The sequence below is a fragment of the Desulfospira joergensenii DSM 10085 genome (assembly GCF_000420085.1).
GTDB lineage: Bacteria > Desulfobacterota > Desulfobacteria > Desulfobacterales > Desulfobacteraceae > Desulfospira > Desulfospira joergensenii.
In genome coordinates this window covers 1-12,781 of the sequence record NZ_ATUG01000002.1, presented here as the reverse complement: position 1 = coordinate 12,781, position 12,781 = coordinate 1, and the positions used below count along the sequence as shown (strand labels likewise).

Genomic DNA, 12,781 nt, shown 5'->3' with positions numbered 1-12,781 from the left:
GCCGCCGGCATGCAGACCCTTGAATGGCTCAAAGAACTGGGAATCGAACGGCTGATCCTGGCGCTTTCCCTTGGGATGCCCCGGCTGTTTGCCGTTTTTACGGTCACGCCTTTTCTCGGCGGAGGGATTTTGACCGGTTCCTTGCGCATGGCCATCGTTCTGCCATTGATGCTCTTTATCTATCCCACCCTGCCGGATTCCGCCCTCTTAACCCAGGGCATGAACTCGACCCAGGCCACCATGTTCATCCTTGCCCTGATGCTCAAGGAGCTTTTCATCGGTTTTGTCCTGGGGTTTCTGGTGAGTATTCTGTTCTGGACCGTTCAGAGTGCGGGTTTTTTAATAGACAACCAGCGGGGTTCTTCCCAGTCTCAGACCTCTGATCCCATTTCCCAGGAAAGCACATCACCCCTGGGCTCTTTTTTGTTTCAGGTCCTGGTCTATATGTTTTTTTCCAGTGCCGCGTTCATGGGATTTCTGAACATGTGCTTTACCAGTTACATGCTGTGGCCGGTGGGAAAGCTGCTCCCCTGGCCCTCGGGGATCCGGCTGCCCATTCTGTTTGCCGAGCAGGTATCCTGGCTGGCCCTGTATATGCTTCTGCTGTCCGCCCCTGTGGTGATTGCCTGTTTTTTAAGTGATTTCTGTCTGGGTCTGATCAACCGTTTCGCCCAGCAGCTCAACGTTTTTATTCTGTCCATGGGGGTGAAAAGCGGTGCCACCGCGTTTTTAATCTTTCTTTACCTCTATCCGCTATGCCATATTTTCATTGATCTCATGGCCGATCTGTCCCGGGTGCACCTGATGCTGGGGAACGCGTTATGAGCGGCGACAAGACCGAACAGCCCACCCCGAAAAAACTTCGGGATGCCCGAAAAGAGGGCCAGATCGCCAAAAGCCAGGAACTGCCGGCCACGGCAACGACCATTGCCCTGTTTGCCGTCATCTTTCTGGGCTGGGGATATTTTTTCAATGTACTCAACGAACTCTTTCACCTGCCCCTGTCGGTCATGAACCAGCCCTTTGAGGATGTCTTTTATCCCACCCTCTTCAGCGTTCTGGCCTGCATCGCCAAAATCGTTTTACCGGTGATCCTGACGGTCATGCTTCTGGGAACCATTGCCAACCTCATCCAGGTGGGATTTTTATTTTCCATGAAAGCGGCCATGCCCAAATTGTCCAACATGAATCCCAAGCAATGGTTCCAGAAAACCTTTTCCATCAAAAATCTGGTGGAGTTTATCAAAAGCACCATCAAGGTGCTCGTCATCGGGTATGTGGCCGTTTGGGTGGTTAAAAAACATATCATGTCCCTGCAGCTCATTCCCAGGGTCGGCATTGGCGCGGTATATTCTTCGCTGGGGACGATCCTCTTCGAGCTGGCCGCCTGCGTGGCCGGGGTTATGGTGCTCCTGGCCGCCCTGGACTATCTGTTCCAGCACTGGCAGCACATCAAAAAACTGAGGATGTCAAAGGACGAAGTCAAACGGGAGTATAAAGAAATGGAAGGCGACGCCCAGATCAAAAGCAAACGCAAACAACTTCACCAGGAACTTCTTGCCGAGGGATCTACCCAGGCCACGCGAAAGGCCACGGTTCTTGTGACCAATCCCACGCGGATCGCCGTTGCCCTCTTTTATGAAGAGGGGGAAACTCCCCTGCCCGTGGTCCTTGCCAAGGGAGAAGGAGCCCTGGCCCAGAGAATGGTGGCCGCAGCCAGGGAAGAGGGCATCCCCATCATGCAGAACGTCCCCCTGGCCCGGGCCCTGCTGGCAGACGCCCGGGAAAACGAATATATCCCGGGGGACCTGGTCCGGCAGGTGGCCGATGTCCTGTTGTGGGTCAAGTCCCTGGAATAAAAAACCTTACTCTTCTTTCATGAGGCTGCCTAAAAGAGTTTTTGCGTTATCTGCCTCAGTATCGGAAAGGGTTAACAGATCTCTAAGCCCCGGGTATCCAGGATCTTCCGGATTTCTGGGCAGCAAGTCACCGAAATTAGAAGGGATCGGCTGGATATCCTTATCTTTCAGCCAGGTGTAAAATTCGGCTTTCTTTTCCTGAAACGCTTCTTCCAACAGCTTTTTTGATCCCAAATTGATTGCAGGGCCAAAACTGTCTTTGTACTTGGGCTGGGAGAAAAATTCGGGAAAAGTCTGCCTCTTCTCGTTAACATCCTCCGGGATTTTCTGGTAGCGGCTCAATGCGGAATCCTTGGCGAAAAATTGACTTTTCTGAAGCATTGTGACAAACCGTATTACATCGAAGTTTTTGGATTTTTGATCCGTATTGATGTCCTTGGCCATATCAAAATCAAATATTTTAATCTCTCCGTCATCAGTGATCCTCAGGTTGGTATCGTCAAAATCACCCGAAGCCATGCGGCAGTCCTGAATATGCTTTAATCCGTTATACGCCTCCCTGGCGATATATTTTTTAACCAGCAGGACATCCTGGTCAGATAATGGTGCTTTAATTTTATTGTAAACGCTTTTTAGTTCTTTGCCTGAAAGGGCCTCGGTCATCACCAGCCCCTTTTCATCGGCGGCATCTACTCCATACCGTTCAAAACCCACAATGTTTTTGTGCTGCCCGATCCGTTGAAAAGCGTTCATTTCCAATTTGGCACCCCGGTTGCTTTCTTCACCAATGCCATCTTTGCCCAAAATTTGAGGGCCGATCCTGACCACAAAACTTTGGTCATCCCTGTCCCTTTTTACCAGCATGATCCTGGATTCGCTTTTACTGCCCGTACCCAGTGTCTTTTTAATGGTAAAGTCCTCGCCATCGATACTGATTTTTGATCCTTTCCGTTCATAGCTGCCGTGATAATCCGTTGTCCGATCCGGAAAGATCTCCGGGTTTGCCTTTTGGAGCATACACAGATTCACAAGGTTGGCATTCTGTTTTCCCAGGTTGGCGTCTTTATACCTGTCATTGTAATCACTCATCTGTTCCAGTGCCTGTTCGAACCGGTGGCAGGCCACTGCATCTTTTATCTCTTTTAAGGCGGTGAATCTTTTCGATCCCTCTTTTTGTTTGTTTGCAAGATCGTCCAGGTTGGCCAGCATGACACAGACCTGACCGGGGCCGCCGACTCTGGTCCCCTTTACCTGATGGGCCAGCTCATCGATGGCATGGGGAATTTTCTTTAGGGCTCCCTGTCTGTCCGCGTCATCCTGCAGCGGATCCCGGCCTTTTTTAATTTTTCCTCCCAGTTCGATCAAGGGCATGTTAAACCGGGTGATCCTTTGGCCCAAAGCGGTCAAAAAAGCGTGGGTTGCCGGCGATTTGATCATTTTTGAACCCACCAGGTTTTTCTTTATATCATTAAAAGACGAACTGAGTTCTCCAAAAGCCTTTTTGTAGGTATTTGTCAGCTTTTGAAGACCTTCAAGGTCATTGGCCTGATGGAGAGACCGTGCCTCAGTAAGACACTGATCGGCCATCTTGGCGAGCGTACTGCCTATTTGCAGCACTTTTTCACGGTTGATGGTACCTGCCTTGGCTCCGGCCAGATTCAGCATTTCAGATTTAATTCCCAATATCTGCTGTTTCATGGCAATGGCTGATTTATCTCCCAGGCCCCGTTTCTCCCTATCCAGGCCCTCAATTTTTTGTTCCAGCGCCTTGATTTCATGGCTCAGCCTGGCTCCTTTGGGTACCAGCACATCCAGGATATCAAGGTTGGTATCCTGGTTCTTGGCCATGGACTCCTGCACTTCATTGAACTGCTTTGTAACGGATTCATGCTCCTGCTTCAGGGTTTCCAGCTGCTGCTTAAATTCCGGCAGATCCTTGAGTCTGGCTTCCGTCTCTATTATCTTCCCCATTTCCTTGGCAGACTGGTTAAATTCACTGAAAATTTGAAGATCCCTTGCATTCCTTAAGATCTGTTTGGCCGTGCGCGCTGTCAGGGGTTTGCTTGTATCGGTTGACTCCGGCAGCACTTTGGATACGATCCGGGTATTATATTTTGTTCCCAGTGCTGTTTTTAAATGATCCCAGATTTGCCGGTTGGTTTCCGGGGCTTTTAACAGGGCTGCGGCAAGGCGCCCCTTGTAGCTTTTCCCTTTGACAACCTGACCTGAGTCATTCAAGATCAACCGGGTGTTATCGGTAACATTGCTGGCCGTGCTTCCCAGCTGATTTAGATTCATTTCTGTGCTGACGTTCATGGTTCCCTCCTGTGGGCGGCGGATCCGGCAATCGCCTGCGGCTTAGATCAATCGACGCGGTTTAAACAAATTGTACCGGATGGGTCATGGGATTAAGGGACTGGGACTCTGTATCATTTCCGGCATCCCGGGGAAGATCTGTTTCTGCGATTTTTTTCGACCAGGCCTCGGCCAGATCGATAAATGACTGGAGGATGCTTTCAAATTGGACAAAATCCAGGCCGTGGGTGCTTTGGTGCAGGATCAGCACGATACTCCGGGTGGGTTCGCAATAGCTGATGCTGCTGTTTACCATCTGCTTTCTGTAAAAATTGGCAGACAAAAATTGTTCATAAAGCGACTCTTTTTTTTCCTGGGCAACCTGGCCCAGATCGCTGAACAGGATAAAACTGCAGTCATCCGGTTCAAACTGCAGGTTGATGACCTGGTCATCAAAGCGCAAGGTGCAGCCGTTTTCCTCATTCAGGCCAAGCTCTTCAATGCCCATGGCCTGGCCCAACTGACTCATTATCCGGTCAAATTGCTGTTTGTCGTTCATAGATCCACTCCTGATGAAGGTTTATCCGGTCCGGCCCGCCCTGAAGTTTTTTATAGAACAGACCCGATCTTTCCGGCTGTGGTTTACTCTGTTGCAAGAATGCAAGGACCATACCGAACTTTTACTCGGATGACAAGGATTGGTTCGTTTGGATGTCGCCGGCCGCTCCAGCGGTGCATTTGTCCAGGCAGATCCTTTGAAAATCCGGCCGCTGCCCGGTCCGGCAAAAGCGGTTTTTCCGCCGGCCGTGACCCCGAGCCCGCATCTGGGAAATGGATTCCGGCATGGAGTCGATTCAGCCGGCAAGAAAATTGGCATCTTTGCCCAAGGCCTGGAAAGGCTGCCAACTTAGTTTGCGGCTCTATTCGGATTCCGGATATAAATCCTTATTTTTGTTCTGGCGCGATTGTTGCAAACGAGTCATATTGAAAAATAAAGGAGTTGTTACAGGACCAACCCGGAAACATGTTTTCCCTTTGAACGATTCTAACCCGGAGGAAAAGCCCATGGCTCAGATTCTCGAAACCTATGTAAACTGGCTTCATCAACTCAGTAATGTCCTTGGAAAAGAACTGGTCATGAATGAGGATGCATCCTGTGCAGTGGAATTTAAGGACAATATCACCTTGGAGATGGCAGTAAACCCGGAGACCCGGGGATTTTACATGTATTCGGTGATCTGTCCTTTTCCCGAAAATCCGGCAGTCCAGCTGCAGATGATGCATCATCTTCTTCGCCTCAACCTGGAGCAGGCAGAGACTCTCCAGGGCAGTTTCTGCCTGTCAGAGGACAACCGGTCCGTGCTGCTGACCTTTGGACGGCCGGTGGACAGCTATGACGCCAACCGTTTCGTCCATACCTTCCTGCACTTTTTCGATATCTGCGAAGGGACAAAAACCGTTTTAGGAACCATAGGAATGGCATAACCGGCCATCTTGATCAAGGAGGGAAAAATGCCCATAGATCCATCTTCCGTCATCCCGCAAAAGCAATTTGTCCAGAACGGCGATATCAACCCGACAGACGTCCGTGACAAGGGGCTCGGCCAGATCCTGGGTCTGGATAATTATCGGGGCAATGCCCTTCAACAGTGCCTCGGGTTTGGTAAGAACGTACATAATCTGGTCGACCGGCTGACAAAGCCCTTTCAGTCCCTGGCCAAACTGGCCATGGATCCGGTGGGCTCCCTGATCAAGCACATCTTCAACTTGGCAGAAGCGTCTGCCCGGAAGGAATTATCACCGCCGTTCAAAGATGCCCGGGAACTTCTCAACACCGGAGAAGGCCTTGTTAAATTGCAGACCCTGGCCAGAGAGTCGGAAATATGCGGCGGCGGACTGGCCGGCACCGGCGTTCACCTGGGAGTTGATCTCCCGGAAGATCCGGGACCGCTTCTCAGCAAGGAAGAGTATATCCAAGATATGAAAAGTAAATCTCCGAACGGGAGACTGCTTTTCAGTGATGAATCCGTGGCGCAATATTATAAGGATTATGCAAAAGATCACGTCAAAAAGACAGAGGCCTTTGATCAGTTTGTGAAAAAAGATCCGGGAGACCCTCTCTCCTTTGAAGAGTATGTCAAGGATGTCCGGAGCAAATGCCCGGATCCTTCCGCGATGCCCAAAGAGGAGCAGCTGTCCGCCATGTATAAACACTATAAGGGGGGCCATGCCAAAAAGGCCCAGGATTTCACCGATTTTATCCAGCAGCAGGACTCATATAAAATGGCCAAGTCCATTTCAGACAACCTGCCCCTGAAGCTGAAGTCCAACATCAAGTCCCATGACGGCATGTTTATCGACAAAAACACCGGGCTGGCCATGATGTTTGCCGTGAACGCCTTTCCGGGAGAGGGGGGTAAGCCGACCATTCATCTTCAGTTTCTCGGCACTGGATCGGGAACAGACCAGGAAGGGCCTTGGGTCGGCGCTGAACACTTTTCCACGGATCTGGCCATGAGCGGTCTGACCTATGGCATGCCTCCGAACTTTAAACAGGGTAGTGAAATCGCCGCCCTGTTTAAGGAAAAATTCGGGGAAGATTTCAATATCGAGTGCAAAGGACACTCCATGGGCGGGGCTCTGGCCACCTATATCGGCATTAAAAATGATCTGAGGGTCACCACAACCCATACCGCTCCCCTGTCTCCCCAGCTGCAGAAGGATCTGGGGGTTGAAGCCATGCACAAGGCCGTGACTAAGGACCGGATCACCCATTTAAGCGTCAAAGGCGATTGGCTTACGGATAACAGTCGGTTTTCCCGGGGAATGGCCAAAGGGTTTGAATACCTGACCGGGAAAAACACATCCCATATTATCGGATCCGGGTACCGGATCAACGAAGAGTCTGCCGGCTACCAATACAAAGGAAAGGGGATCCATGTGGTCCTCAATGTAATGGGGTTGGGAAAACTTGGCGGCATCGGTAAAAAAAGCGACCAGACCATGAAGATTCACAACCATGCGCACGATATCTGGAACAAATTTGCAGAACGGTCCATGAAGGAAATCCCGGAACTCAGCCCGGATCATTCAAGCATTTTTTAAATAAAGGAAGGATGAGATGACTCAGGAATTGTTATACAACTGGCTCAATCATATGGCAGCCGGATCGGAATTTACCCCCGAGTTTGACGACCAGGGGGTCTGCACTCTTGTTTTAAAGGAGGAGATTCCATTTTCGATCATGGTTTCGGAGAAGCAGCCGGATCATTTTGTGCTTCAGGCGGTTCTTGCCAGTCTGAGCGGAAATCCCGCCTTTGACCATCAATTGATGAAAAAGGCCATGGCTCTGAACTATTTCCAGCAGGAAACCCTGGGGGGAAGCGTAAATATCGGGCCCAATCCAGGGGTTCTCTCCTATGTGCTGGTCTATCCTTTTTCCCAGTGCGACCACCTGGGGTTTGGAAACCTGACGGAAAATTATTTACAGGCGGCAGTGGCCTTAAAGAAACAGCTTTCCTCCCCCTTGCCGGATGAAACCGGGAACAAATGGCAGGACCAGGCCTTGCCGGATTACGCTCTCAGGGTCTAACCTGAAATTCGACTTTTTTCTTTCGTGACATATCCGGGATAACCCCTATCCATTATAAAGGATGCCCAGCATGGCGATGTCATCGGACTGGGGCGCTCCACCGGCATGGGATTCCACATCGGCCATGACCCGCTTGATCAGGGTTTCCGTGCCGCTGCCCTTGCCGGCTTCGGCAGAGCGAAGCAGTGTTTCCTCTGAAAAGCAGACATTATCCCGGTTCATGGCTTCGGTGACACCGTCCGTGTACAGGAGAATGCAGTCCCCGGCTTCCAGATCCAGTTCGATATCGGTATAGGACCCCATCTCCATCACCCCGACAATGGGTTCTTTTTTGCCTTCCTCATAAACAGCCGGTCCGTTTTTTGGGATCAGCACCGGGGGATTGTGGCCGCCGTTGGCATAGACAATTTTGCCAGTCCTGAAATTGAAAATGCCGATGATCAGGGTCACAAACATGGATCGCGGGTTATCTGCCGCCAGGATGGCATTCACTCGGGTCATGATGGCCCCAGGAGAGGCTTCCTGTTCTGAAGTCGTTTTGATCAGGGTCCGGGTGATGACCATGAAAAGGGCGGCCGGAACCCCTTTATCGGAAACATCGCCCAGGGTGAAGCAGATATGGTCATTGTCGATTTGAAAAAAGTCATACAGATCGCCCCCCACTTCCCTGGCCGGTTTCAGGGTGGCGTGAAGGTCAAATTCTTTGAATTCGGGAAAGGTGGGAAAGGTTTTGGGTAGGATTCCCATCTGGATTTCCTGGGCCACGTTCAGTTCGCTCTGGATCTTCTGTCTGGCCTCGGTGGCCCGGATCAAATTGGAAATATTGGCCTTGAGTTCTTTTTCCATAAAAATGAATGAGGAGGCCAGTTCCCCGATTTCGTCGCGGTATTTTTCCGGAAGATCCCGGATGGGACTGTCCTCCTCTGAGGCCCGGGTAAAATCCTGGCTGGGAAGCTGTTTGGCATGAAGGGTCAGCCGCTTTAACGGGGAGGCAATTTTTCCCACAATGAACCGGATCACCATCAGGGTAACCAGAAGAATGGCAAAAATGATCAGGCTCTGCTGGAAAACAAGTTCCCTTGCCGGACGTTTGATTTCATCCAGGGGTACGGCCACCCCGATATACCAGTCCAGATTCTTGAAGTAACTTACATTGATGGAGATTTCTCTTTTTTTCACATCCTTTGAGTCAATGTAGAGCAATTTGGGATCATCGGATTTGGCTGCGGCCATCATATCCTCCATCACCGGGTTCCCGGTGATCAGGTTGATGCTTTGCCCCAGACGCTTCTCCCGCTCCTGACCGGGCGAGATCAGGAATTGGCGGTCCTGGTCAAACATAAAGGAAAAGCCGTCCTTGAATTCAACCAGGTTTTTTGAGATGCCGTTCAACGCCACGACAATATTGTCCAGTTTTTCCTGGGCCTCGGACTCAATGTCACTGGTATCAATGGTGGTCGCGATGGTGATCTCCCAGTCGGGATAGGGGAGTAAAAAAATCAGCCGTCCCTGCCCGCCGGGATTAATCAGTGCATATTCCCCTTCTTTGGAAAGGTTCTGGAACTGCAGCAGGGTGGACAGCTCCCGGCCTTTGATATCTGTTAAGGTATCGATATGTTCCTGGGTAAAATCCGGAGTGGATGAATAGATCACCTGGGCCTGCTTATCGAGAACCAGGTAGTCAAAGGTATCAAAAGCCGCCAAGGATACCCATTTTTCGATCCAGCCGGATACCCGTTTTTTGGAGGCCGTCACCTGCCGGGAGATGCTCTGGTAGGATTCAAATACCGACAGGATCACCTGGGCCGTTTCTTTGAGCCGTCTTTTCTTGTGAAGGGTCATTTGGGTTTTTTCAGATAGGAGCCGCCGGTACTCCGCCTTGGTGTTGAGGCCGACAAACTCCAGGATTTTTGCCATGGAGGCTTTTTGGGTCTCAACCATGGCATCGCCCACCCGGGCACCGGAAAAATAAATATTGAACCCGGCTGTGGCAATCATCACAATGGAAATAAAAAAGAGAATCTTGAACTTCATGGAAGAGAACATGGTTACTTTCCTTTGGCCACCGTCAGGGTCAGATAATTTTTATTGTCCCGCCGTTCATAGGCGGCATGGGTGGTAAACTGCTTGACAAAAAAGATGCCGAGGCCGCCCACAGGACGGTCCTCCACCCCGGACGAAAGATCCGGATCTTCTGCCTCCAGGGGATTGAAAGGAAGGCCGGAATCCGATATGCAGATTTGGATTTCCTCGGGTGTGGTTTTGATATCAATGTTGAAAACCTGTCCGGAAGGATCCTGATAAGCGTAGTTGACGATATTGACAACGATTTCTTCCAGCAGCAGGTTGAGCTGGTTTTTTGTTTCAGAAGACAAGCCTTCCCCGGAGCCCCATTCTTCAATAAAGGCTTGGAGCCGCTCAAGGGATGAAAGGTCTGCCGGCCAGGATTTGGAAAGCATGGATCAAGATCCTTTCAAAGGAATTGGGGATTTTCAGATATCCGGATGAAATCATCCCCCGGCAGCCGGCCGGGAAAGCCGGATTCCAGGATTTATCCGGCCGCGGAAACCGCTTCGTCGACGGTGGGATACACCTTGAAAAGGGAATAAAAGCCTGAAATTTCAAACACCCCTTTTACACTGCCCTCCAGCCCGGCAAAGGAGAGTCCGGCTCCCTTGGGCTGCAGTTTTTTCGCAAAGGAGAGAAGAACCCTTAAGCCTGCACTGCTGATATAGATCAGCTCTTGTAGCGAGATGACGGTCTGGCCCGGCGGATTTTCTGCCACCTGGTCCAGGGCAGCTTCCAGCTTTGATGCGGTGGACGCATCCAGCCTTCCTGAAATATCGACAAGGGTTACATGATCTTTGTCTTCAACCTTGATATCCATTTGTCTGTATCCTTTTGCGGGTTTTCCCCCAGCTAGTTCAATTAAAATTCATTTAAATGATACCGCTTTTAATCCGGGAATCTTAGGCAATGTCAATCTAAAGATCAATACCTTATTTTTCTTGATGTTATGCTCTGCCCATGAAAATTTTTTTACAATGTTTTTATCCCACAATCCGTTCCGGCACCGGGTTCCTAAAACGGATTGATCCGGGGCTCAATCACGATTCCCCCGGTTTGACCGGAATCCTGCCATTTTTTCAGGCCGATGGCCAGATCATTGCTGGTTTCAGGCCTGTCTCCGGGGGTTCCCAGGACCAGTCGGTTCTCGGGGCTGCCCGGCACCAGCCAGCAGCGGTTCTCTTGGTCCATGGAAAGGATAAAGACGGCCTTCAATTCTTTTTCCACAATATGAGGAACCACGATTCCGGCCGGAAGAAAGAGCTTGTCCTCTTCAGAAGCAGAACGGTGCTGGATTCCCCAGCTGGCCGGGCTTCTTTTCTGTCCGAATTTGTTCCATCCCAGGTGCATGGCCCGGATAAAATCGTGGGTCAGTCCCCGGCGGAAGAGAAAGACCATGGGATCTTCGTTGTTCTTTCCCCACAAATGCTGATGGGTCCGGGTCACAAAGGCCGTGGCCTTTCTCCGCCAGGTGTCCGGGTCAGATATGTGAAAACCATTGGAGAGATCAGTCATCAGAGTTTTCCTTTATAAAATAGTCCAGGTCTGCACGGGTGAACGCATAGGCCCGGGAAATAATCCGGTCTGAATACCGTCCAAGCCGCCTGAGCCGGTCCATGGACTCATCACAGTCCGTATTCCTCATCACCCCGGAAAAGTGCAGGACCTTGGGAACCAGAAGGGCATTGATAAACTCAAAGCCCTGGGCCCTGCAGAAACGGGCAGCCCGGCCGTCATCCACAAGGATAAACCCCCCGGCCCTGTCCGGGGATTGAATCTGTCCGGATTCAGCATAAAGCAAGATAGTCTCTTTTTCCCCCCTGTCCAGGCCATTGGCCTGCTGTGCCCAGGCAAAAGAGCGAACCGTTCCTGCCGGATCCCTTACCCGCTCCTCCTGGCCCAGAAAGGATTCAGATCCTGGATATCCCTTCCGGGTGAGTTCCTGGAAAACAGACCGGGCCAGCACCATATTGAAATTTTGTAAAAAAGGGGAAATCAATCCGGCCTTAAACAGGAGAATGGCTGAGGAGGCGTCCGTGAAAACATCGGGTTGCATTCGGTTGTCCTTTTGGATAAAATATTCGGGTTCGCCTGATATAAAACAGATTCAGGAATACCATAACTCTTGTATTCAGGGGAATGAACTTTTTCCCATATCCGAAAAACCAGGGGAGAAGTTTGAAAATATGGAAAAAATTTATCAACCAAATCAAGAGGATAGAAAAAAGAAAATAAAATCTAAAAAAAACGTTTGACATTGATTTGGTTTTCATGCATATTACGCCGGTCTTTCGGGGCCAACAAAAGTTGTTCAGCCCTGGAAGTTTTTTTTTGATCTTTGAAAATTGGTCAGTGAAGAAGTTTTGAAGCGGGTCTTGAAAAGACCTTAAAGTTTTAGTTAAAGGATTATAACTGGAGAGTTTGATCCTGGCTCAGAATGAACGCTGGCGGCGTGCTTAACACATGCAAGTCGAACGAGAAAGGGATTGCTTGCAATCCTGAGTAGAGTGGCGCACGGGTGAGTAACACGTAGATAATCTACCCACAAGCCCGGAATAACTATTCGAAAGGATAGCTAATACCGGATGAAGTTTGTTTACACAAGTAGACAAATGAAAGATTGCCTCTTCCTGAAAGCAATTGTTTGTGGATGAGTTTGCGGACCATTAGCTTGTTGGTGGGGTAAAGGCCCACCAAGGCTGCGATGGTTAGCTGGTCTGAGAGGATGATCAGTCACACTGGAACTGGAACACGGTCCAGACTCCTACGGGAGGCAGCAGTGAGGAATTTTGCGCAATGGGGGCAACCCTGACGCAGCAACGCCGCGTGAGTGAAGAAGGCCTTTGGGTCGTAAAGCTCTGTCAACAAGGAAGAAGTTAAGATTGTTTAATAGATGATCTTATTGACGGTACTTGTGGAGGAAGCGCCGGCTAACTCCGTGCCAGCAGCCGCGGTAACACGGGGGGCG

Annotated in this window: 13 protein-coding genes and 1 rRNA gene; 7 read left to right on the top strand and 7 right to left on the bottom strand. The window is 50.3% G+C overall.

Annotation, left to right across the window (positions count from 1 at the left end; genetic code table 11):
* Window positions 1-9 precede the first annotated feature (9 nt).
* On the top strand, window positions 10-825 hold the full coding sequence (gene sctT / locus F608_RS0112300) for a type III secretion system export apparatus subunit SctT (RefSeq protein ID WP_022665942.1): 816 nt from the start codon (window positions 10-12) through the stop codon (window positions 823-825).
* Window positions 822-1,859, top strand: a complete 1,038-nt coding sequence (gene sctU / locus F608_RS0112295) for a type III secretion system export apparatus subunit SctU (protein WP_027362698.1) — start codon at window positions 822-824, stop codon at window positions 1,857-1,859. The genes sctT and sctU overlap by 4 nt, the downstream gene beginning before the upstream one ends.
* A gap of 6 nt (window positions 1,860-1,865) precedes the next feature.
* On the opposite strand, the gene F608_RS0112290 is transcribed toward sctU, so the two are convergent.
* Window positions 1,866-4,175, bottom strand: coding sequence for a protein kinase domain-containing protein (locus tag F608_RS0112290; RefSeq protein ID WP_022665941.1), 2,310 nt, complete (start codon window positions 4,173-4,175; stop codon window positions 1,866-1,868).
* Between the two features lie 61 nt (window positions 4,176-4,236).
* A complete protein-coding gene (locus F608_RS0112285) occupies window positions 4,237-4,713 on the bottom strand; it encodes a type III secretion system chaperone (RefSeq protein ID WP_022665940.1) in 477 nt (158 codons plus the stop codon).
* A 506-nt stretch (window positions 4,714-5,219) separates the two neighbouring features.
* Here F608_RS0112285 and F608_RS36480 point away from each other — a divergent pair.
* Genes F608_RS36480 through F608_RS0112265 form a run of 3 tightly spaced genes read left to right on the top strand, consistent with a single transcriptional unit; the run spans window position 5,220 to window position 7,746 of the window.
* A complete protein-coding gene (locus tag F608_RS36480) occupies window positions 5,220-5,639 on the top strand; it encodes a type III secretion system chaperone (protein WP_022665937.1) in 420 nt (139 codons plus the stop codon).
* A gap of 27 nt (window positions 5,640-5,666) precedes the next feature.
* Window positions 5,667-7,259 carry a hypothetical protein gene (locus tag F608_RS0112270; RefSeq protein ID WP_022665936.1) on the top strand — a complete coding sequence of 531 codons (1,593 nt, stop codon included), beginning with the start codon at window positions 5,667-5,669 and terminating at the stop codon, window positions 7,257-7,259.
* 16 nt (window positions 7,260-7,275) lie between these two features.
* The gene (locus F608_RS0112265) at window positions 7,276-7,746 is read left to right on the top strand and encodes a CesT family type III secretion system chaperone (RefSeq protein ID WP_022665935.1); all 471 of its coding nucleotides are present in this window, start codon (window positions 7,276-7,278) and stop codon (window positions 7,744-7,746) included.
* Window positions 7,747-7,791: 45 nt separating this feature from the next.
* On the opposite strand, the gene F608_RS0112260 is transcribed toward F608_RS0112265, so the two are convergent.
* The 5 genes from F608_RS0112260 to F608_RS0112240 all read right to left on the bottom strand — a co-directional run bounded on the left by F608_RS0112260 (window position 7,792) and on the right by F608_RS0112240 (window position 11,869).
* Window positions 7,792-9,792 (bottom strand): SpoIIE family protein phosphatase, encoded by a 2,001-nt coding sequence (locus tag F608_RS0112260; RefSeq protein ID WP_022665934.1) that lies wholly within the window; start codon window positions 9,790-9,792, stop codon window positions 7,792-7,794.
* Between the two features lie 2 nt (window positions 9,793-9,794).
* The gene (locus F608_RS0112255) at window positions 9,795-10,205 is read right to left on the bottom strand and encodes an ATP-binding protein (RefSeq protein WP_022665933.1); all 411 of its coding nucleotides are present in this window, start codon (window positions 10,203-10,205) and stop codon (window positions 9,795-9,797) included.
* Window positions 10,206-10,297: 92 nt separating this feature from the next.
* Window positions 10,298-10,633: an STAS domain-containing protein gene (locus F608_RS0112250; RefSeq protein ID WP_022665932.1), complete on the bottom strand. Its 336-nt coding sequence runs from the start codon at window positions 10,631-10,633 to the stop codon at window positions 10,298-10,300.
* 194 nt (window positions 10,634-10,827) lie between these two features.
* Complete coding sequence (locus tag F608_RS0112245; RefSeq protein WP_022665931.1) at window positions 10,828-11,328, bottom strand: hypothetical protein; 501 nt, start codon at window positions 11,326-11,328, stop codon at window positions 10,828-10,830.
* A complete protein-coding gene (locus F608_RS0112240) occupies window positions 11,321-11,869 on the bottom strand; it encodes a hypothetical protein (protein ID WP_022665930.1) in 549 nt (182 codons plus the stop codon). Before F608_RS0112240 ends, F608_RS0112245 begins: the two co-directional genes overlap by 8 nt.
* On the opposite strand from F608_RS0112240, the gene F608_RS0112235 reads away from it, so the two are divergent.
* Both F608_RS0112235 and F608_RS0112230 read left to right on the top strand, forming a co-directional pair.
* Window positions 11,850-12,068, top strand: a complete 219-nt coding sequence (locus tag F608_RS0112235; protein WP_153307497.1) for a hypothetical protein — start codon at window positions 11,850-11,852, stop codon at window positions 12,066-12,068. The genes F608_RS0112240 and F608_RS0112235 overlap by 20 nt on opposite strands.
* Window positions 12,069-12,222: 154 nt before the next feature.
* Window positions 12,223-12,781, top strand: a 16S ribosomal RNA gene (locus F608_RS0112230); the annotation flags it as partial.